Source organism: Rhodohalobacter mucosus (genome assembly GCF_003150675.1).
Taxonomy (GTDB): Bacteria; Bacteroidota; Rhodothermia; order Balneolales; family Balneolaceae; genus Rhodohalobacter; species Rhodohalobacter mucosus.
Map to the genome: position 1 here is coordinate 277,021 of NZ_QGGB01000005.1, position 21,311 is coordinate 298,331.

The window sequence follows — 21,311 nt, forward strand, 5'->3', positions numbered from 1 at the left end:
ATTAATTCGATGCAATGGTTGCGGCTTCCGTCATTGGCTTTGCCAGCCCCCTTACGGTTACAGTTCGCCCCTGCCGCATAAGATCGCCTTCCCGGGGAAACTGTGAGTAAATGGTTCCTGAACCTATTGTTTCAATATCGAGCCCGGAACTCAGCAGGAGGGTTGTAGCCTGCCTCATGTTCATGCCTCTCAGGTTGGGAATCATGGCATACCCGTCCGGTATGGAATCCGGGGCTACTTCTCCCAACTTCAGATTCAACAATGTGTTTCCGTCAATTTTTTCACCGGCGGCGGGCGATTGTTCCACAACATAGGATCCGCTGCCCGATACCCTTGCCGGTATACCGGAATCCCGAAGCAACTCTTTTGCATGGTCAGCCTGCAGCCAGGTGATATTGGGAACAACGGTTTGCTCACGGTTCAGTGTTATCCGGTTGCCGGGCAACCTTCTGTAAAGTCTGTTATCGAGACCCGCAATACGCGTAGAAATCTCACGGAAAATGGATCCTGCTGTAAACCCTCCGTAAATGCTGGTTCTGGGTTCGTCCAGAATCACCAGGATAACGTAGGCCGGATCCTCTGCCGGGAAAAATCCTGCAAAAGAGGCCCTGTATTTTGCCTGGTAGCGGCCGTCGATCAGTTTCTGTGCCGTCCCGGTTTTGCCTGCGATATCCAGACCCTGTACGGAGGCCCATTCTGCGGTTCCGGAGTCGCTGACCACCTCGCGGAACACGGGCAGCAGTTTTTCTATGGTCTCTTTTTTGGCAATTGTGCGGACAGGATCAGGTTTCGTCTGCCTGACTATATTTCCGTACTCATCTGTGATTTTATCAACAATATAAGGCCGCATCATTATACCTTCATTTGCAAAAGCGGCATAGGCCTGTGCAAGCTGCATGGGGGTTACCTGTACCTCATAACCGATCGACATCCAGGGAAGCGTAACACCGCTCCATTCGAACGGACGCTGGAGTTTTCCTCCCGGTTCGTTGGGAAGGTCGATATTGGTTGGCGTGCCGAAACCCATGTTCCTGGCATACTGATAAAACAGGTTCGGTTCCAGGCGCATTGCAAGCTCGGATGTAGCTATATTCGATGATTTGGCGATCACTCCGGTGAAGTCAAGGTTACCCAGCGGATCATGATCACGCATCATCTGCCCATTGATTATTTTACGTCCGTTTTCCGGCGTTTCGAAGATCTCATCGCTGTCAAATATGTCCTGCTCAACAGCTGCAACAGCGGTTACCAGCTTAAAGGTGGATCCGGGTTCAATCAGATCGGAAACGGCAAAATTTCTGCGGTTGATACTGGATTCACCGGCGGGAGAGTTGGGGTCGTAGGTGGGATAATTGGCCATCGCCTTGACAGCGCCTGTTTTTGGGTCCATCACGATTACGGAGCCGTAATTGGCCATATGCCGTTCAATCCCTGATTCCAGTTCTTCTTCGGCAATCGCCTGTATATACGCGTCCATGGTGGTATGGAGCGAATGCCCCTGCCTGGGCAGCTTGCGGGGTGCGCCAACATAGGCGAAAATACGGTTGCTGCGGTCTTTTCGTACCTGCTGAAGGCCGTTCTGGCCCTTCAGGATGTCGTTGTAGCTCGATTCAAGACCGGTCATCCCTTCAATATTGTGGTTTACGAAACCCAGGATATGGGCAGACAGCGATCCGAAGTTGTAGCTGCGCTTGTATTCCTCTTCCAGGATCACTCCCCGAACGCTCAGTTCGCGAAGGTCTTCATACGCACTTACCCCAACGCTTCGCTCGAGTACGATGTAGCGGTTGCCGGGTGTTGCCTGGCGGATTCGGTTGCTGTACCATGAAGCAGGGCGGCCGGTATGATCGCTGAGCACATCGGCAACCTGCTTCAGTTGATCGCGGGTTGTTCCGGGTGCATAGGGGTCGACAGCTACCTTATAAATAACCTGATTTGTTGCGAGGAGGGAGCCGTTTGCATCATAAATATTACCGCGCTGGGCGGGAATGGAGATGGTTTCGATAGCCTGGGAGCTCCAGAGTTCCTGCAGTTCATCCCCTTCGAGTACGTTAAGCCGTAAAATTTGCACAAGAATGGCAGTGGGGAGCAGCAGGAGAAGCCCCAGCATAAAAAACATACGCCCCATCATCACTGTGCGTTCGTTCATTCAAAATTTACGGTTTAAGGTGAATGATCTGGTCGGCGGGACCCGCGTTTACGAATCCCTTTTCCTGCGCTTTCTGGTAGATCTCTTTGGGACCTACCAGGCGGTCGTAAGCCAGACGCTGCTCGTTGTAGAGGCGCATGGCTTTGTTGTAATCGGCTTCGAGCTTCTGTACTTCCAGCAAGGTCTGCTGTGTACTGAAAACGTGACCGATATAGAGAATCCCGCAAACTCCGATCAAGAAGCTTGCGAGAATTACCTTCCAGGGGGTAAAAGCCGGAAGGGTCCTTTTCTTTTTAGGGGTATCCTGATGTATGCGTCTTCCATGCGTTGGGGAAGAGCCGCCTGTAATAGGTCCTTTTTGAAAAATGGTTTTTCGCTTGCGCTGTGCCGGCGTTCCGCCCGACAACACCCTGCGATTGGGTTTTACCTGTTTCTTTGTCTGTGGAGAGGTTACGAGCATTATGCTGTATCCTCCCCGGTTTTCTCCGCAACCCTCATTTTGGCGCTTCTGGCCGCCGGATTCCGCTCAATCTCTTCCTCGGAAGGCACAATGATGTGCCGGGTGATCATCCGTATGGGCGACAACGGGTTGCCGTAAAAGTCTTTTTCAACCTTACCCTCAAAATTTCCGCTTCTGAAGAAATTCTTCACCAGACGGTCTTCCAGGGAGTGGTAGGAGATCGCAACGATGCGTCCGCCGGGTCTGAGCAGTTCGAGCGAAGCTTTCAGTACCTGCTTCAGCACGTCCAGCTCTCTGTTCACCTCAATGCGAATGCCCTGAAATACGCGGGCTACCGATTTGATGGTATGCCGGCCGTAAACAACATTCTCAATGGCGTTTCGCAGCTCACCGGTGGTTTCAATGGGACGCTGCGCAATGATTTCGCGAGCAATTTCACGGCTCAGCCGTTCCTCACCGTAGTGAAAAATAACGTCGCGCAGTTTTTCGTACGGATAGTCGTTCACTACCTGATAGGCGGAAACGCCGCTCATATCGCTCATGCGCATATCGAGCGGACCATCGTGCTGAAAACTGAACCCGCGTTCGGGATCCCTGATCTGGTGGGTTGAAACGCCCAGATCGAGCAGGATGCCGTCAATCTTACCATGATGCTCAGCCGGAATAAGTGTTGAGAGATAACCGAAGTTTCCCGTTACCGGTACAAAACGATCATCATCGCCGATATTCAGGGCAGCCGCCTCATGGGCTTCGCTGTCCTGATCCACACCATATAATACGCCATTGCCGTCGAGGCGCAACAAAATTTCCTTGCTGTGTCCGCCGCCGCCAAGGGTGCCGTCTATATAAATACCGCTGGTGTCCGTAACCAGGTGATCGACTGACGCCTGGAGCAGAACGGGGATATGGGGATGATATGTGGTCATCTTAATCTCCTTCAGCATCTCCGTCACCCATTACCTGTTCCATAACATCCAGGTACGATTCAAAATCCTGTTCGTCATCCTGCATCGTGAGTTTTTCAGGAGCCCAGATCTCAATCAGCTCACCGCTGCCAATAAAAATGGCCGTCTCGGAGATACCCGACCACTCTTTCAGGTGGCCCGGCAGGGAGATGCGGTTTTGCTTGTCGAGGGTGATATCCTCGGCATAGCGTAATAAATTTCGTTTGATGAGCCGGCCTTTGCGGGAGAAGCTGTTCAGTTCGTCCAGGCGTTCCTCTACCTTTTCCCATTCATCCTGGGGATAGAGATGGAGACAGGAATCCTGGCCGCGGAGCAGGGTAAAACGCTCCTGGGCGTCGGCGCTGACAGCTTTACGCAACTTGGCCGGAAAAGCAACGCGGCCCTTGTTGTCTACGCTGTGTTCATATTCCCCTTTAAAACTTGGCACGGATTAGTTGATCCTGGTCTGTGATTGCTAAAACTTCCCGGGAGCTGTTGGTTCGTTGAATGGTCGGGAATCTTGCTAATTAATTCCCCACTACTCCCCACATCGTCCCACAAAGTAGGTTATTGTTCCCATATATGTCAAGAAAAAATGCAAGGAATGCAAATAAATTTTTAAATGCGATTTATTTATGTTGCATAAAAGTGTCTAAAAAGTGCTTTAAAGCCCTATTGAAGAGAATTTTTTGACAAAGTGGGTGAACGGTGGGGAGTAGTGGGAGGGAAAGGCTTGCGATGAGCGATGAGTGATGGACGATGGACGATGGGCGATGAGCGATACGTAGCCTGAAGCCTGCGGCATCAGGGTTTGTTGAAGATCCATCCCGGTTTGGTAATTGGAGATCCGTCGATTTCGCTCGGGATGACAATGCGAGAGGAAAGTCAGTGGCGGTGCATAAAATCAGGTCTAGTTCATTCGATTATCCGGCGCCGAGAGGGCAGGAGGGCAAATCTTGAACCCAACACCGGAGGTGTTGAATATTTATAGCCCCGGGTAAAACCCGGGGTGTGTATGTGCCAATATTCCAACCCCGAGCCCTGATGTTGATCAAAGCCTGGATGTGTATCGAGGGGGTTCCGGGAATGATTTATGATGGATGATGGGCGATGAGTGATGAGCGATGTGAAGCTAGAAGTCTTGCGGCATTAGGGTTTGTTGAAGATCCATCCCGGTTTGGTAATTGGAGATCCCTCGACTTCGGTCGGGATGACAATGCGTGAGGAAAGTCAGTGGCGGTGCATAAAATCAGGTGTAGTTCATTCGATTATCCGGCGCCGAGAGGGCAGGAGGGCAAATCTTGAACCCAACACCGGAGGTATTGAATATTTATAGACCCGGGTAAAACCCGGGGTGTGTATGTGCCAATATTCCAACCCCGAGCCCTGATGTTGATCAAAGCCTGGATGTGTATCGAGGGGGTTCCGGGAATGATTTGTGATGGACGATGGGTGATGAGTTAAGAGTAGTGAGTATTAAGACATCAGACGTTAAACGTGAGACGGGTGAGTGATCTCTGATTGGAGATTGTTGATTGTCGATCTCAGAGAAATTTCCAATACTGCACCCCTTGGTCAATGAAGCTTTCCTGATCTACAAAGCTTCAGCGTAGTAGATAGCGTAGTTGACTGCTGCGTGCAGTTCACTTCTTGGGAATCGCCTTCGGCTCGGAGCGCAGTCCCGATCCTTCGGAATACCCTGCACCCTGCACCTACGCGGCCCGAATAATCCGTCTCGCCCAAATACTGATATCATCCAGAATAACATAGATAGAGGGCAGAACAATCAGCGTCACAACTGTAGAAAATGTGAGACCGCCAACAATGGCCCTGGCCATCGGAAAGTAGGGGGGGCCTTCACCACCGATTTGGGTGGTGCCCAGGCAGAGGGGGATCAGGCCAAGAACGGTCGTCGCAGCCGTCATCAGAATGGGACGCATCCGGTCTTTTCCGCCCTGAATCACCGCATCGCGTCTGGACAGGCCTTCACCCCGCAGGTGGTTGATATGGTCGATCAATACGATGCCGTTATTCACCACAATTCCCATCAGAATCAGAATTCCGATAAAGGCCATCAAGTCAAAATTAGTGCCGGTAATAAAGAAAAACCAGAAGATGCCCACCACACCAAATAGAATGCAGGACAATACACTCGTGGGGTACAAAAGGGATTCAAAGAGCGATGCCATGATCAGATAGATCAGAAAAAAAGCGATAGCAATATTGAAAAGCATCACGTTCATTGCTTCCAGGTCGTTGCCAAAACTGCGTCCGTAGCTCCATGAGTACCCGGCGGGATAGACCATTTGGTCCATCACTCCGGAAATTTTTCCCCTCGCCTCATCGGAGGTGATCCCTTCCAGGTTGATGGCAATACCCAGCGAGGTTTTGCGGTTTTCACGGAAGATGCGCCCTGATCCGGGACTCTGCTCAAAAGTGGCCAGCGTGGCCAGTTTTACGGTCTGGTCGTCACCCACGGATATGGGCAGATCTTTGAGATCATCCAGCGTCTGCCGGTTTACATCCTGAAACGCCAGAACCACGTCAATTTCACTTTCCGGTCCGCGGATTCGCTGAACCGTCTGCCCCCGCATGGCGCCCGATACCATATTGGCAACGGCTCCCGATGTGAGCCCGAAATTCCGTGCCCGGTTATGATCCACGGTGAGCCGCACTTCATCGCTGCCTGATTCGGCTTCCGACCTAACATCCGCAAAACCTTCCATCTGGCCAAGACGCCACTCTACCTGCTCTGCAAGTTCTTCCAGCACATCCATCGACTCACCCTGCACAAATACCCGGACCTGTTCACCGCCGCTACGGTTGATATACTCAAAAGCGGGCTCGCCAATGGCGATTTCCGGAAGATTTGCTTCAATCTCCTCCTTGATCCGGGTGACAGACTTTTCGGCATCATCGTCCGCTATCAGGTTGATGGACGAATTCGCGTATTCAGGCTGGTAGTAGGTATAAACGGATTCAATCTCAAACTTTTCCTGGTTGCTGTAAAGGTACCCCTCAATGCGATCAACGGACTCTTTGACCGTTTCAAGGGTGTAGGCTGAATTCAGGTTATACTGCAGCTCCAGTTTCCGCTCCTCAACGCGCGGGAACATATCAACACTCATCATGGAAAGCGGAATCGCACCGCTGAAAAAGAGCAGCGTGATCAGTACAACGGAGAGTTTTCTTCGCTCGAGCAGCCATCCCAGCAAAGCGGAATATTTATCCGACATGTTGTCGATGGCAGTCTGCTTTTCAGACTTTTTGGGAGGTTTAATATTTGATGTAAGAAGCGGGATCACCGTAAGGGAGATCACAAGGGACGCAATCAGCGAAATGATGATCGCCATACCGATATAGTACATGTGCTGGGAAACAAAGCTCTCATTCACCACATTTGGAAGGAACACGATGATGGACGTAAGCGTACCGGCGGTGACGGCAACGGCCACCTGTTTTGTTCCGAGGGCGGCTGCTTTTTTGGGATCCTTCAGCTGCCGCTGATAGCGATGGATATTCTCCGTGACCACAACGGCATTATCCACCAGCATACCGATGGCCAGCATCAGGCCCGTCATGGACAGAATGTTGAGGCTGATATCCAGGAAAAAGAAGAATCCCAGTGTAACGATGATTGAAAACGGCACGGCAGTGGCGACGATCATGGTCGTGCCGGCGTGTCTCAAAAAGATGTAGAGAACGAGGAGCGAGAAGAGGGCGCCGATCATGCCCGCATTGAAGAGTTCGCGAAGAGAGCTCAGAATACCGTCTGCCTGGTTAAACATCTGATAGATCTCAATACCCTGCATTTCCGGCCGGTCACCAATTTCATCGATTTCGGCAAGAACAAGATCCACTACCTCAACCGTATTGGCCGTGGACTCTTTGGTAATGTCAAGGCCCACCGCATATTTCCGGTCAAGGTGCCGGGCATAATTCCGTTCCGGAGTGGTGTAGGTTACGGTCGCAACATCTTTTACCCGGATATTGTTATCGGCAATAATAATATTCTCGATATCTTCTACGCCCTGCAGATCACCCATCGGACGCACCATATATCGGAGTCCAGCATCGGTAATTTTTCCTGCTGACACAGAGAAGTTAGCCTGGCTGATTGTACTGCTGAGCTCATTGAGGTTGATGCCGTATGCGGTGATGCGGGCCGGATCCAGTTCAACCCGTATCTCCCGTTTCTCAACACCATACAGCGTTACCTGGCCAACACCCGGAATACGTTCAATACGCTGTTTGAGATTGCGGTTGAGGAGTTCATACGCATTCGACAGGTCCCGGTCGCTGGAGATCCGCAGCTGAAGGGTAGGGGCATCGCCATCCTGAAATTTATTGATTGAATAGTACTCGAAATCATCAGGCAGCTGGTTTCTAATGCTCTCGATCTTCTCTTTTATCTCAATGGCCTTCAGGTTGATGTCGGTTCCCTGCTTGAAAATGACAACCACACCCGCATTGTCCTCCCCTGAGTTTGAATTGATGCGGTCAACACCGCTCAATGTGGCAAGAACCTCCTCAATGGGCCGTGCAATGGTTTCATTGGTCTCGGTAGGCGTGGAGTTTGGGTATGGAAGATCAATAAAAGCCCCCGGAAACGTAATATTGGGCATAAACTCGAGTGGCACCAGCCGTGTCGCAATAATGCCTACCACCACCAGGCTCACGAATACCATGAGGGTGGTGACGGGGCGGCGCAGCGAAAGATCTGTTATGTGCATGGTGCCCTTCCTAGGCTGTTTCCGTTCCGTTTACAGTATCGGTGTCCGTACCCGTAGGATACTGCTTGCGATCCACGATGGCGTACATCACCGGAATAACAACCAGCGTGAGCAGTGTCGATACCAGCAATCCGCCGATGACCGTGATACCCATGGGTGCACGCAATTCGGCACCATCGCCAAAGCCGATCGCCAGCGGCAGCAGGCCAAGCGTTGTCGTGAGGGTGGTCATTAAAATGGGACGCAGCCTTGACTTCCCGCCCTCCATAATGGCTTCAATCTTTTCGGTTCCCTTCCTTCTCATCTGGTTGATCAGGTCGATCAGGACGATGGCGTTGTTAACAACGATACCGGCCAGCAGAATCAGCCCGATAAAGACCACAACGCTGATTGTACTGCCGGTAACATAGAGAGCGAGAATCGCTCCGACCAGCGCCAGCGGGATAGAGAACAGAATAATGAACGGGTGCAGCAGGGATTCGAACTGGGACGCCATCACCAGGTACACCAGGAAGATGGCCAGGGAGAGAGCAAAAAGCAGGGAACGGAACGAGTCGGACATCTCCTCGTTCTGTCCGCCAATATCCGCAAATACACCGGCCGGCATGGCTGTTTCCGATAAGATGCTCTGTACCTCACCGGCAGCCTCACCCAGATCGCCATAGCTCAGGTTGGCAGACACAACGGCAACACGCTGCTGGGAAACACGTCTGATTTCGCCCGGCCCGTTTGCAATTTCAACGCTTGCAATGGCACTGAGCGGGATTGGTCTGTCGCTTCCGGGATTTACAATCAACCGTGTGATTTCGTCGATGGATGCACGGTCTGACTCCCGGGCCCGGACGAGCACATCGATTTTCCGGTCTCTCCAGGAGTACCGGGTGGCTACATCACCGCGCACATTACTCACCACACGGTCTGCCACTTCGTGCACCTGCAGCCCGAAAGCAGCGGCCCGGTCACGATCAAAATGGATCTGAAGTTCGGGACTTCCCGTTTCCATGGTGTTTTTTACATCCGCGAAGCGGTCGTTGGCCGACAGCCGGGCAGCAACGGCATCGCTGGCTCGTTTGAGGTCATTCAGGTCAAAACCGCTGATCTCAATTTCAATCGGTGTCTTGAAGCTGAAGAGTTCAGGCCGGCCAAACTTGTACTGAAGGCCCGGTATCTGACCCAGGGAAGCACGCATCTTCTCCATGGTATGCTCTTCCTCGGCGGAGGTTGCACCGGAAGCGAGCGTCACATTTAACTGTCCCCAGTTTTCGCCGCCCTGGTTCGGGTTGGCGTCCATCCGGTTCCCGGTTCCTGCAACAGCGAACGTGGTGCGAACGTCGTCATACGACCTGACAGATTCCTGAACGGTTCTGAGTGCACGATCGGTCTGCTCGATCGGGGTGCCGGGAGGGAGCTGGAACTCCACGGAGAATTCTCCCTGGGATAGCTGCGGAATGAGCTCAACGCCGATCCGGGGCACCAGGGCAATGGAACCGGCAAAGATGATCAGAGCGGAGGTTAAAACAACGGCTTTGTGATTCAATGACCAGTTCAGCAGCGAGGTGTACCGCTTCTCGGTGAATTTGTAACTCTTGTCGAAAGCATACACAAATGGCGAAAAAAGGGTACGAGTGATGGTCGATACCCATCGTGCGATAAATTTAAACAGTTTTGTAAACGCTGTGGGCACGGTGTAAAACAGAAACATCCTCACTGCCCGCAGGCCGCGCCCCAACCGTGTCCGGGGTTCTTTCAGGTCCAGCGGATCAAGCGTTTTTTTGTCCCCGCCGATGGATGAGAGCATGGGGATCAGGGTGATGGCGACAACCAGGGATGCCAGAAGTGAGAATGTCACAGTGAGCGCCTGATCCCGGAAAAGCTGACCCGCAATTCCCTGAACAAAAACAAGCGGAAAAAAGACAGCGATGGTGGTCAGAGTGGATGCAATCACGGCCATACCCACTTCACCGGCTCCCTCGCGGGCCGCTTCCACGATGCCCTTGCCCTGTTCACGGTGGCGCGCAATATTTTCAAGTACCACGATGGAGTTATCCACCAGCATCCCGATGCCCAGCGCGATACCGCCAAGCGACATGATATTCAGCGAGATGTCGTTGCCGTACATCAGGTTGAAAGTGGCGATGATGGATACCGGAATGGAGACCGATATAATGACGGTGGTCCAGAAATTGCGGAGGAAAAAATAGAGAACCAGCACGGCCAGTATACCCCCGATGATCCCTGCATTCCTTACCTCATTCACCGCCGATGAGATAAATACGGATTGATCATACACCTTTACGAGCTTCATGCCGGCGGGCAGAATGGATTGAATGGCTGCCATGCGTTCATTTACCGCGTTGGCAACGGCTACGGTATTGGCATCGCCCTCTTTATAGATGGCGATCTCTACGGCTTCGGCACCGTTCAGTCGTGTGATCGCCTCCCTCTCTTTATAGGATTGAACCACATCCGCTACATCTTTCAAATAGATCACGTTACCGGAATCGCTCGCGACAACCACATTTCGAATCTGATCTACCGTTTGAAATTCATTCAGCGTTCGAACCAGGTACTGTTGTGCGCCCTCCTCCAGCCGACCTCCCGAGAGGTTCACATTCTCGGCCGAGAGAATCTGTGCGACAGACTCAATCGGAATATTCAGGTAGGAGAGCCTCTGCTGATCGATATTCACCTGAATCTCCTCTTCGAGTCCCCCGCTTATCTTTACAGAGGCGACGCCCTGAGCGGATTCCAGGTTTTTCTTCAGCTCTTCATCACCCAGTACCCGCAGACCCTTCAGACGCGATATGGCATCGGGACTTGAAAGGTCCTGCTGTGAAGCAAAATCAAATGGGGATACCTGCTCTTCTTCCTCAGGAAAATCATTGTCATAGTAGAGAGCGTAGCGCAGAATCGGCTCGAGCGTGGGATCAAACCGGAGTGTAACCGGCTTCTCAGCGTCAAGCGGAAGGTTAACCGCATCCAGCTTGGCCATTACGTCCAGATTGGCGAAGCTCATGTCCGTCCCCCAGGCAAACTCAAGCACCACATCCGACTGACCGGCGCGTGAGATGGATCGAACCTGCTGAACGCCTTTTACCACACCCACAGCCTCCTCAATGGGTTTGGTAATCAGGTTTTCAACTTCAACGGGAGCGGCACCCTCAAAATCGGTTCGGACGGTAAGGGTAGGGTAGCTGAGCTCGGGAAGAAGGTTAACGTTCAGGCGGGAGAGGGAAACCATCCCAAACAGGATGACGCCCACGGTGAACATAGCAATGGTTACTTTCCGGCGGATGGATATGTCAATGAGTTTCATAAGTTATCCGCTTCCTATATACGATCAATAACGCTGACTCTGGAGCTGTCCTGCAGGCTTGTCTGGCCGATGGTTACAACCATCTCACCGTCATCCAGTCCCCCGATTACTTCCACGTTCGATCCGTTGGTGTACCCGGTCTGGATCGATTTTTTAAACGCGAGCGAATCCCGTATCACAAATACACTGTTTGAGAGATCCTCCGATATGACGGCCGATTTGGGGATCATCCGGGTGTTTTGGCGCGTGTCGTACACAATCTTAACCCGTGCAAACATGCCGGGCCGCAGCTGACCCTGTGTCTCGTCAACATAGATGGTCACTTTAAACGTACCGGTTTCTGAATCCACAACCGGGCTGGTCCGCTCCACATGGCCAACAAATGTTTCGCCCGGGATAGCGTCGGCACGGAGCTCCACCCGCTGATCTTTCTTAATTTTTGACATCTCATGTTCGGGAACGTGAAGAATTGCCTGCAGCGGACTAAAGTCGGATACGCGATAGAGCTGCTGGTCAATCGTCACCATATTCCCACTTTTTACGTATCGCATGGAGATGACGCCAGAGATGGGAGAACGTACTGAGGTATGCTCAAGGTTGAGGACGGCAAGGTCGTAGGTCGCTTTCTGCGACTCATATTCAAACTTAGCGTTTTGATATACCTCTGCAGCAATCAGCTCGCGTTCAAACAGGCTCTTGTTTCGCTGATACTCGCTTTCAAGCCGGTCGAGGGTGGCTTTGGCTCGATTGACCTCTATCTGATACTGATCATCTTCGATTTTGGCGATAACCTGTCCGGCCTGAACCCGGTCGCCCTCTTCCACATGAAGCGTTTCGATGATGCCGCGGACTTTTGAAACCACCGTGGCTTCCTGCTCGGCGTCGAGCGTAGCGGTATTGGAGTAGTAGGCTGAGATGTCGCCCCGGCTAACGGATGATACCTCAACCGGGATAATCGGAATGTCATCTTCCGTGTTGTCTTCAGTGTTTCCGTTGCTGCTGCAGGCCTGAAGGGTAAAGAGTGCGCCCAGCAGCAGGGCCAAAGAGAGGAGATTCCTGGTAAACGTCATGTGAGTACTATTGAATTTAAATCATAATCTGGATCCTGTAACGCGTCATGGTACGAGACGACGACATGTTTGTTACAGGAGCAGTTCAACCTTACCCACAGATCTGTTTAAAAGAGCAGCGTGAGGCTGTATGTCCGCTGCCAAGCTTCCCTGAAACAGAAGGATGAGAGCACCAAAAACTCATTAAAGAAGTGAAAATCCCCGGAAAATTGGTTTTGGAATCCCGAATACGAAAAATCAGGTGCATACATTTATGCACAGAAAAGCGGGAGATTTTTACTATTCTGAGGTTTGGTGATCGAAAGGTGGGGCCTTTCTCCCCGGTTAACTGAGCAGGTGGAGGTATGATGGCCGCCTTTGACATTTTCAGCTCAAAACACCCAGCAACCAAACACTCCCGACGGAAAGATTCATTTTGAACCCGTGCCTTCATCCGATTGCCAAATGCCCTCAATCCAACACATTGACAAGTAAACACATAAGCACTTTAATACGGTACAAATGTTTAAAAAACCGGTAAAACCAAAAAAGGCATCCTTACTGTTTACGCTTCTGATCGCGATCACTGCGTATTTGGGCTCACAGGCCTCTCCTGTATTTGGATATTATGTCGCACTGCTAACCATGGTTGCATTGATTCTGGCTTCCTATACAAATTCATTCTGGCCCTCGAAAGAGAAAGCGGAAAATCCGCTTGTTTTTTCCCTTTTCTGGGGATTGGTGATTGGAGGATTGGTTCCTTTCGTTGCAGTCAACTTCGCAGAGGGTGGGATGCAGGCCGTTTTTGACATATTTAAATCATAACACCCAGCCATCTCTCCATCCAACATAATTTTATGGCTCAACCCATCAATGTATTCCCAAATACCGGCAACCCAAACACCCCAACACTTTAAATAATCGTTATGAAACCCACCACTCACCTACTGATTCTGTCGTCTTTCATACTCCTGAGCTGTAATTCCGGGTCAGGTTCCGCAGAAACCGATTCAACTGAAGAAATCAATACCGTCATCGAAGAAACCCGGCAGCTGCGGCATGTGGTTCTTTTTGAATTCACCGAAACATCAACTACTGAAGATATTGAGCGCATCGAAGAGGCCTTTGCAGCCCTGCCTTCGCAGATTGACGTGATCCGGGATTTTGAATGGGGAATCAACAACAGTCCCGAAGGGCTCGATCAAGGCTTTACCCACTGCTTTATCGTGACCTTCGACAGTGAGGAGGGACGGGACATCTACCTGCCGCACCCCGCTCACCAGGCCTTTGTGGAGATCCTGAGCCCGCACCTGGAGGATGTACTGGTGGTGGATTATTGGGCGAGGTGAAGTGAGTAGATGGGTTGATTTCAATTACGAATAGACGAACCTGAGGATATTTTATTTAACTCTTTTATCTGTCCTGCAGTCATTTTATGTAACCAAAACCCGATCTTGTTTGCCATTAAAGGCATTCTAAACTTTTATTTAACTGGTTTATACGGTTTTCCGAAATTCCGAAATTGTATAATTATATGTTATTGTACTTAATCTAAGATCTTTAAGATATAAAATGATGTCTTGTGATAGTGAATATCCTCATAGAGCCGTGTGTAAGAAGGTCTTCTAACCTCAAGTAATTTTTTCTATTGAATAACCACCCAAAGTGCAGTCAAATTTTAGTATTCTCTTTTAAGACTATTCATTTAATCTGAACCGAGTAAACGGTGCCTTCAGGCGAATGGGCCATCAATCCATGTGATCCCTCTTTTCTAACGGCAAAATATTGAATCTGCTTGCCTTGCATGCATCTATAAATTATTATGGAGACACAATAAGTGGCGTAAGAGCCGGTACGGGAATGTCAGGCGTCCATAACTTAGCAACTCTAAACCCAGCCATCATGTTTTTGGATTCTGATTTCTATTACATATTCGGACCGGCCCTGCTCGTTGCGATCATTCTTGCAATGGGGTTCAGGTTTTGGGAAGGCAGGAAAGAGAGTGAACTGGAAAAAGCAATATCCGAGCTTAAGATCAATATCGTTTTGATCGGCTTTCTATCCATCGTACTGTGGTTTATGCTCCCCTCAACGCCTTCATTGCATACATTTGGTTTTCCTGAAACCATACATGAAATCCAGTCGAACGAACAGCTGCTTGATTATCCGCAGGGACAAAGCAGTGCGATTATTCGCACAACACAAGTGGTCCAGTGGTTTATATTCCTGTTCGTCTGGGGGCTTTTAACCACACTTTATTCTGTCATGAAAGCACTGGGAAACAGGAGAGAGGCATAGAAATAGAATAAACAGTCGACAATGCATGATTCCATCCATTTCAGTGCTTACCTGTTTTTTTACTACTGCCATTACGTCTTTGTAGGTTGTTGTCGTGTGGATTATGGTGATCTTTCCGTAAACCTGCCATTCCATAAACGGCTTACCTGATAACCGATGAACAGACAGTACTCATTCATTATCGTTCTGTCACTCCTGAGCTGGATCATGGTATCGTGCCAGGGATTTGAGCAGCATATTGAAAGAAGTCCATCCAATAATGACTTTACGGATCGTGTTGACTCACTGGTCATCAGTACAATGAACCGGTATAACATTCCGGGGCTTGCCATTGGACTGGTATCCGGCGATTCAATCAGGTACGCAAAGGGGTATGGAATAAAAACGATTCAGGATACGCTTCCGGTGACGGAATTTTCAAATTTTCATACGGCATCCATCAGCAAGCTGATTACGGCGCAGGCCATCATGATGCTGGTTGAAGAGAATAGGATTTCCCTGGATGATCGGTTGCCGGCACGGGTTCCCAATTTGAGGTACAGTGACAAACGGGTGGAAGAGATAACGATCCGGCAGCTGCTGAACCACACCTCGGGGCTGCCCGATGTTTCCAGCTATGAGTGGGGAAATAATCATCAGTCCGACCGGAGTCTGGAGCAGTATGTTCTGAGCCTGAACCTGAAACCCGAAATGGACCCTTCCTCTCAATATCACTACAGTAATCTGGCATACAACATCCTGGGCTATGTTATCGAAAGAGTAACCGGAACGTCATTTGAACTCTATGTGAAAGAACATATTCTTGACCCGAATGGAATGAGCGGCAGTGATTTCAGATATTATCTGATTCCCGACTCGCTGAGAACATCTCCTCACTCAAAAAATTGGCTCACCGGAAATGTTTATGTTCGGAAAACATATCCCTATACCAGAGAGCACGGCGCAAGCAGTACGCTGAATTCATCAGCATCGGATTTGAGCAAGTGGATGATTTCGTTCATGGAATCGATGATTGCAAATAACGGTGAGAACGTGTTTACACAGATGACCCAGCCGGATTTTCGTGCCTATCCGTACATTGGTTTGGGATTTCAATTGGGCACCCTGGAATCCCGGGCAACCATTGGCCACTATGGGGGCGATAAGGGGTACAGGAGCTACCTGCTGATGATACCGGAAGAAGAGACAGGATTGGTACTGTTAGCCAACTGCGATTACAATGAAGATTTCAGGCAGGAGATACTGCACCCGCTTGCCGGACTTATGCTAAAGAATAACTAAATTAAAAAACGGGTAACCCATTGGATAGGATATCCGCCGGCACCCCGCAGCCGACATCTCGTTGTGAAGCAGAGGAAAACATGTTAACAAGGTGATATCAAGTGATGAAAAAAATGAACAATAACATCAGAAAGGCTGTACCTAAAGACCTCAATCGGTGTACCGAAATCCGCGGGTTAACACGGGATAATCCGATTGACAGAGCGACACTAATAGCAATCGGAGTTACGGAAGAAGCATGGGCTATAAAACTAGAGAAGGGTGAATATATCGGTGTAGTTGCCGAAGAAAAGGGAGAAATCGTTGGTTATTGTTTCGGTGATACGCAAACAGGGGAGATCCTGGTTTTGGCTTTGCTTCCAAAGTACGAAGGTGCTGGTTTGGGGCGTCATTTGTTGTCCAAAGTTATGGAAGAGTTATTTTCTGCAGGACTCTCTGAACTGTGGCTTGCGGCTTCATCTGACCCACAAATCAGAGCATATGGCTTTTACAGACATCTGGGATGGCAGCCATCAAATACATATGACGATAATGGGGATGAGATACTCACATATTTTAAGATATAAAGCCAATTCGATAGCAGCACGATTGGGCAGATAGAGAGTATTATAATCACGCAGCCAAGTGGAATCCTGCTTCCAAAAACGATCCTATCCCGGTTCCTGCAATAACTCAACGGATTTTCAATACATCCGCCAGCACCCCCGCGGCGGTCACCTCCTTGCCGGCTCCGGGTCCCTGAATAATGAGGGGCTGATCCTTATACCGCCGGCTTTTGATCTGAATGAGATTGGTGGTGCCGGTGAGCAGGCCAATGGGTGATCCCTTGGGCACTTCCACCAAACCTACGCGCACGGTTCCGTTTTTCAGAACACCCTCATAGCGCAGGGTGCTTCCGCGGCTTAGAACCGGCTCCATGCGCTCTTTCCACTCCTCATCCGCTTCATGCAGGCGTTCCAGAAAGTCGGAAGCATCCACATCCTTTAGTGAAGGGGGGATGAGCGATTCCACCTTGATGTCGCTGCTCTCCAGCCGGAGTCCGCAGATGCGGGCCAGGATCAAAAACTTGCGGGCCACATCCTCGCCCGAGAGGTCATCACGCGGGTCGGGCTCCGCATAGCCGAGCGACCGTGCCTTGATTACGGCCTTGCTGAACGGCTCGCCCTTGTCGAGCTGTGAAAAGAGATAGGTCATCGTGCCTGAAAGAACGCCGGTGATCTCCAGGATTTCGTCACCCGACTCAATAAGGCTTTTCACCGTTCGGATCACGGGCAGTCCGGCGCCCACGTTGGTTTCATATCGGAACTCTGTGTCGTTTCTGCGCGCCAGTTCGTGCAGCTCGTCGAACTGCCCTTGGCTGCGGGTGTTGGCGATCTTACTGGGTGTTACCACATGAATGCCGAGGGAAAGGAGGGTGGCGTAGAGCTCCGCAACCTCACGGCTTCCGGATGTATCCACAAAGATCACGCATCCTGCTTCATAGTTTGCCAGTTTCCGGATAATGTCGTTCCAGTTCTTCTGTTCTCCCTTCCAGAGGTTAAGATCCCCGGAGCGGTCGTCATATGGCTCTTCCTCCGGGTTGAGCCACCGAACATGTCGTGAGTTGCACAGGCCGATTACGCGGCATGACGCGTTGCCGGCCACTTGCCGTAGAAACGTCTCACCGACAGCGCCTACGCCCGCCACAAAAATGTATTTGGCTGGTTGGGGGATTCTTGCGATCTCTGTTGAATAAGCGATTGCCTCGGATGGGCTCATGATTGTGTGATGTTTATCTAAATGTGAGTTGCAATAAGGACTGAAAGTGAAAAGTCCCCTCCTTTGTAAGGAGGGGAGATTCCTTAGCCGAATTTCTAACTCGATTAATGTTACTTTGCATTAATTGGTGCTGATTTAAGCGATTCCTTAAACTCCCGAATCACCTCATTCATCTGCTCCCACTCGATCAGGAACGCGTCGTGGCCGAAATCGGAGGTGATTTTGGAGAAGCGTCCGTTTGGCAGGAGGGATGCAAGTTCTTTCTGTTCGGGAACGGGATAGAGGTGATCGGAGTCGATTCCGATCACCTGCACGGGGATCTTTACCCGGCCCAGCACTTCCTCAAACGAGCCGCGATTGCGCGATACATCGTGTGTATCCATCGCTTTGGTGAGGATGATGTAGGAGAGCGCGTCGAACCGTTTGGCCAGTTTTTGCCCCTGGTAGTTCAGGTATGACTCCACCTGGAACTGTCCGTCCTCGTTCTGCAGCTTGCGTCCGAACTTTCGGTTGTAGTCCTCAGGCGTGCGGTATGTGATCATCGCCATCATTCTCGCGGCCGCGATGCCTCCCGCCGGACCCTTTTCCCGGTCATAAAAACCGCCTTTCCAGTCGGCGTCGCCCATAATGGCCGCGCGCTGTGCATGGCTGATCCCGATCGCCCAGGGGGTGTGCGCCTTGCCCATGGCCATCAGTATGGCCGACCGCACCCGTTCGTCCAGAATGCAGAACTCCAGTGCCTGCATACCGCCCAGTGATCCGCCCAGAACGCGTTTGATTCCCTTGACTCCCAGCTGATCGAGCAGCTGCATCTGGAACCGCACCATGTCGCGTATGGTGATCTCCGGAAAGCCGCCGCGCCAGGGCTCACCGCTTTCGGGGTTCACGGACCATGGCCCCAGCGACCCGTAGCAGCTGCCCGGCACGTTTATGCAGACGATGAAATCCTCCTCCGGATCGGCGGCACAGCCCGGACCGATCAGTCCCGGAAACCATTCGTCGGCCGCTGCATGACCCGTCAGCGCATGGCAGATCACCACCGCATTGTCGGCGCTCTCGTTGAGCTCGCCCCACGTTTTGTACGCGGCCTCCGCCCGCTTAAACCGGTGCCCCGACTCGGTGATGAAGGGCTTATTAAGTGTTGTAATGGTAATTCCCTGGTTCATAGTCATTAACTGATTTTTTTTCACCGCGGAGACGCGGAGTAAAAATTATTTTGCCACAGAGGCACGGAAACGGAAGCTTTATAATCTGTGACTATTTTCTCCCCTTCTTCTCAAGAAGGGGATTAAGGGGTGGATGATTTACATGTCTTGAACCACCCCCGGCCCCTCCTTAAAAAGGAGGGGAGTGTAGTCGCCATTGACGGAATAACTTTCTTTTCCGTGCTTCCGTGGCTACTCTTCTCCGCGTCTCTGCGGTGATAACTTTCATGTTAAGCCTCTATTTTAATCTTCTTAAAAGCCTGCTCGAAGTCACCGATGATATCGTCGATATGTTCGATTCCGACGGAGACGCGGATCAGGTCCTCCTTCACCCCGCTGGAGGCCTGCTCCTCTTCCGTAAGCTGCTGATGCGTGGTGGATGCCGGGTGAATCACCAGTGTTTTGGCGTCGCCCACGTTGGCCAGGTGGCTGGCCAGTTCTACGCCTTCGATGAACCCGCGGGCCGCCTCATAACCACCTTCCACACCAAAGGTGAGCACCGCACCGAATCGTCCCCCGCGCAGATACTTCTTCCCATTTTCGTGGTGCGGGTGGGAAGAAAGCCCCGTGTAGTTGACCCAGGCCACCTCATCACGGCCATCGAGCCACTGAGCCAGTTTCAGTGCATTTTCGGCGTGACGCTCGGCCCGCAGCGAGAGGGTTTCCAGTCCCTGCAGCAGCAGAAAGCTGTTGAAGGGCGACTGAGCCGGACCCACGTCCCGCAGGCCCTCTACGCGCGCACGAATGGCAAACGCGATGTTTCCAAACGGACCTTCTTCACCGAAGACTTCCCAGAAATTGAGCCCATGGTAAGCAGGAGATGGATCTGTAAAGAGCGGATAGCGTCCGTTGCCCCAGTTGAAGTTGCCTGCGTCCACAATCACGCCTCCGATGCTGGTACCATGTCCGCCGATCCACTTGGTTGCTGATTCCACCACTACGTTGGCACCGTGGTCGATGGGCCGCGCGATGGCACCGCCGGCTCCGAAGGTGTTGTCGACCACCAGGGCTACGCCGTGTTTTTTGGCGATGGCTGAGATCTTTTCAAAGTCGGGCACATTTCCTTTCGGGTTTCCGATGCTCTCAACATAAATTGCGCGCGTTTTGTCGTCGATGGCGGCCTCAAAATCCTCCGGGTTATCATCTTCGCCCACAAATCGCACATCAATGCCCAGGCGCGGCAGGGTCACCTTAAACTGGTTGTAGGTGCCACCGTAGAGGTTGGGCGTGGATACAATATTGTCTCCCGACTGGGCCAGGGTGATCATGGCCAGGAACTGTGCGGACTGACCCGACGCGGTGCCTACGGCCGCTGCACCTCCCTCCAGAGCTGCAATGCGCTTTTCAAAAACGTCGGTTGTGGGATTCATGATCCGTGTGTAGATGTTGCCGAATTCTTTCAGTGCAAAGAGTGTGGCAGCGTGATCGGTATCGTCGAACTGATATGAGGTGGTTTGATAGATCGGCACCGCCCGCGAGCCGGTGGTGGGATCGGGTTCCTGTCCTGCATGAAGCTGCAGGGTTTCGAATTTGTAGGTCTTTGGTTGTCCGTTTGTGCTCATGGTGTTGTTGTGTGGTTTTGACTCACCCCCTGTCCCCCTCTCTACGGGTAGAGAGGGAGAACTTTTTAAAGAATTTGGAGGTCGATTAGGGTTTTATTGTTAAAAATGGTTTGGATTTAAAAGTCCCCTCTGGAGAGGGGACAGGTGAAAACAAAAAGGCGCAGCCTGTTTTGTTGAACGAGGGGTGTGTAGTGTGGGGCTAAGGTGGGTGATTGTTCATCAGAACCAACTCAACGCTCCGGAAACACACCCCTGTGTTTCGGAAGACGCACTGCATGCGCTTTCTCAATTCTGTCCCCTCTGGAGAGGGGACGGCGCAAAAAAAAAGCCTCTTCCGAAAATCCGGGAATCCGTGGCGGGAAAGATTTTCAGAAGAGGCTTGTCGGTTGCTGTAAAAAAACAGCAGAGGTGCCTGATCTCTCATCTTTCCCTGCTTTGATAAACGTATGGTTTTATCAAAGCGGGCAGGATTTAGCACCTGACCCCCGAACGCATTCGGGGCGGTTGCTAAGGTTTCACAGGGCCTGTCCCTCCACCTTTCTGGATAAGAGTTCAT

15 protein-coding genes and 1 riboswitch are annotated in these 21,311 nt (G+C 51.2%); of the genes, 5 read left to right on the forward strand and 10 right to left on the reverse strand.

Going from position 1 to position 21,311, the window contains the following annotated elements; genetic code table 11:
• Position 1: 1 nt before the first annotated feature.
• The 7 genes from DDZ15_RS06730 to DDZ15_RS06760 form a co-directional block, all read right to left on the reverse strand.
• Entirely contained in the window at positions 2–2,149 is a 2,148-nt protein-coding gene (locus DDZ15_RS06730) for a penicillin-binding protein (protein ID WP_109646310.1), read from the reverse strand.
• Between the two features lie 7 nt (positions 2,150–2,156).
• Positions 2,157–2,609 (reverse strand): hypothetical protein, encoded by a 453-nt coding sequence (locus tag DDZ15_RS06735; RefSeq protein WP_109646311.1) that lies wholly within the window; start codon positions 2,607–2,609, stop codon positions 2,157–2,159.
• Positions 2,609–3,553, reverse strand: a complete 945-nt coding sequence (gene rsmH / locus DDZ15_RS06740) for a 16S rRNA (cytosine(1402)-N(4))-methyltransferase RsmH (protein ID WP_109646312.1) — start codon at positions 3,551–3,553, stop codon at positions 2,609–2,611. The genes DDZ15_RS06735 and rsmH overlap by 1 nt, the downstream gene beginning before the upstream one ends.
• Positions 3,537–4,001 (reverse strand): division/cell wall cluster transcriptional repressor MraZ, encoded by a 465-nt coding sequence (mraZ, locus tag DDZ15_RS06745; RefSeq protein WP_109646313.1) that lies wholly within the window; start codon positions 3,999–4,001, stop codon positions 3,537–3,539. The genes rsmH and mraZ overlap by 17 nt, the downstream gene beginning before the upstream one ends.
• Positions 4,002–5,265: 1,264 nt before the next feature.
• Positions 5,266–8,286, reverse strand: a complete 3,021-nt coding sequence (locus DDZ15_RS06750; RefSeq protein WP_109646314.1) for an efflux RND transporter permease subunit — start codon at positions 8,284–8,286, stop codon at positions 5,266–5,268.
• A gap of 10 nt (positions 8,287–8,296) precedes the next feature.
• On the reverse strand, positions 8,297–11,602 hold the full coding sequence (locus tag DDZ15_RS06755) for an efflux RND transporter permease subunit (RefSeq protein ID WP_109646315.1): 3,306 nt from the start codon (positions 11,600–11,602) through the stop codon (positions 8,297–8,299).
• A gap of 14 nt (positions 11,603–11,616) precedes the next feature.
• Positions 11,617–12,672: an efflux RND transporter periplasmic adaptor subunit gene (locus tag DDZ15_RS06760; RefSeq protein ID WP_109646316.1), complete on the reverse strand. Its 1,056-nt coding sequence runs from the start codon at positions 12,670–12,672 to the stop codon at positions 11,617–11,619.
• Positions 12,673–13,173: 501 nt separating this feature from the next.
• Here DDZ15_RS06760 and DDZ15_RS06765 point away from each other — a divergent pair.
• From DDZ15_RS06765 to DDZ15_RS06785, 5 genes are all read left to right on the forward strand, one after another.
• Positions 13,174–13,476, forward strand: a complete 303-nt coding sequence (locus tag DDZ15_RS06765) for a hypothetical protein (protein ID WP_109646317.1) — start codon at positions 13,174–13,176, stop codon at positions 13,474–13,476.
• 101 nt (positions 13,477–13,577) lie between these two features.
• Positions 13,578–14,000 (forward strand): Dabb family protein, encoded by a 423-nt coding sequence (locus DDZ15_RS06770; protein ID WP_109646318.1) that lies wholly within the window; start codon positions 13,578–13,580, stop codon positions 13,998–14,000.
• A gap of 553 nt (positions 14,001–14,553) precedes the next feature.
• Positions 14,554–14,949, forward strand: coding sequence for a hypothetical protein (locus DDZ15_RS06775; RefSeq protein WP_109646319.1), 396 nt, complete (start codon positions 14,554–14,556; stop codon positions 14,947–14,949).
• A 156-nt stretch (positions 14,950–15,105) separates the two neighbouring features.
• Positions 15,106–16,230, forward strand: a complete 1,125-nt coding sequence (locus DDZ15_RS06780) for a serine hydrolase domain-containing protein (RefSeq protein ID WP_109646320.1) — start codon at positions 15,106–15,108, stop codon at positions 16,228–16,230.
• A 104-nt stretch (positions 16,231–16,334) separates the two neighbouring features.
• Entirely contained in the window at positions 16,335–16,796 is a 462-nt protein-coding gene (locus DDZ15_RS06785; RefSeq protein WP_199222900.1) for a GNAT family N-acetyltransferase, read from the forward strand.
• 106 nt (positions 16,797–16,902) lie between these two features.
• On the opposite strand, the gene DDZ15_RS06790 is transcribed toward DDZ15_RS06785, so the two are convergent.
• The 3 genes from DDZ15_RS06790 to DDZ15_RS06800 form a co-directional block, all read right to left on the reverse strand.
• Positions 16,903–17,988: a homoserine dehydrogenase family protein gene (locus tag DDZ15_RS06790; protein ID WP_109646321.1), complete on the reverse strand. Its 1,086-nt coding sequence runs from the start codon at positions 17,986–17,988 to the stop codon at positions 16,903–16,905.
• A 110-nt stretch (positions 17,989–18,098) separates the two neighbouring features.
• A complete protein-coding gene (metX, locus tag DDZ15_RS06795) occupies positions 18,099–19,160 on the reverse strand; it encodes a homoserine O-acetyltransferase MetX (RefSeq protein WP_341458170.1) in 1,062 nt (353 codons plus the stop codon).
• Between the two features lie 263 nt (positions 19,161–19,423).
• A complete protein-coding gene (locus DDZ15_RS06800) occupies positions 19,424–20,755 on the reverse strand; it encodes an O-acetylhomoserine aminocarboxypropyltransferase/cysteine synthase family protein (protein ID WP_109646323.1) in 1,332 nt (443 codons plus the stop codon).
• A gap of 417 nt (positions 20,756–21,172) precedes the next feature.
• Positions 21,173–21,306: riboswitch (SAM riboswitch) on the reverse strand.
• Between the last annotated feature and the right edge of the window lie 5 nt (positions 21,307–21,311).

Bases quoted from the DNA above. Each gene is read 5' to 3' on its own strand.
- DDZ15_RS06770 (WP_109646318.1), top strand. From the start codon at position 13,578: ATGAAACCCACCACTCACCTACTGATTCTGTCGTCTTTCATACTCCTG.
- DDZ15_RS06790 (WP_109646321.1), bottom strand. From the start codon at position 17,988: ATGAGCCCATCCGAGGCAATCGCTTATTCAACAGAGATCGCAAGAATC.
- DDZ15_RS06800 (WP_109646323.1), bottom strand. From the start codon at position 20,755: ATGAGCACAAACGGACAACCAAAGACCTACAAATTCGAAACCCTGCAG.
- DDZ15_RS06785 (WP_199222900.1), top strand. From the start codon at position 16,335: ATGAAAAAAATGAACAATAACATCAGAAAGGCTGTACCTAAAGACCTC.
- DDZ15_RS06765 (WP_109646317.1), top strand. From the start codon at position 13,174: ATGTTTAAAAAACCGGTAAAACCAAAAAAGGCATCCTTACTGTTTACG.
- DDZ15_RS06750 (WP_109646314.1), bottom strand. From the start codon at position 8,286: ATGCACATAACAGATCTTTCGCTGCGCCGCCCCGTCACCACCCTCATG.
- DDZ15_RS06730 (WP_109646310.1), bottom strand. From the start codon at position 2,149: ATGAACGAACGCACAGTGATGATGGGGCGTATGTTTTTTATGCTGGGG.
- DDZ15_RS06780 (WP_109646320.1), top strand. From the start codon at position 15,106: ATGAACAGACAGTACTCATTCATTATCGTTCTGTCACTCCTGAGCTGG.
- DDZ15_RS06755 (WP_109646315.1), bottom strand. From the start codon at position 11,602: ATGAAACTCATTGACATATCCATCCGCCGGAAAGTAACCATTGCTATG.
- rsmH (WP_109646312.1), bottom strand. From the start codon at position 3,553: ATGCTGAAGGAGATTAAGATGACCACATATCATCCCCATATCCCCGTT.
- DDZ15_RS06760 (WP_109646316.1), bottom strand. From the start codon at position 12,672: ATGACGTTTACCAGGAATCTCCTCTCTTTGGCCCTGCTGCTGGGCGCA.
- metX (WP_341458170.1), bottom strand. From the start codon at position 19,160: ATGACTATGAACCAGGGAATTACCATTACAACACTTAATAAGCCCTTC.
- DDZ15_RS06735 (WP_109646311.1), bottom strand. From the start codon at position 2,609: ATGCTCGTAACCTCTCCACAGACAAAGAAACAGGTAAAACCCAATCGC.
- DDZ15_RS06775 (WP_109646319.1), top strand. From the start codon at position 14,554: ATGTTTTTGGATTCTGATTTCTATTACATATTCGGACCGGCCCTGCTC.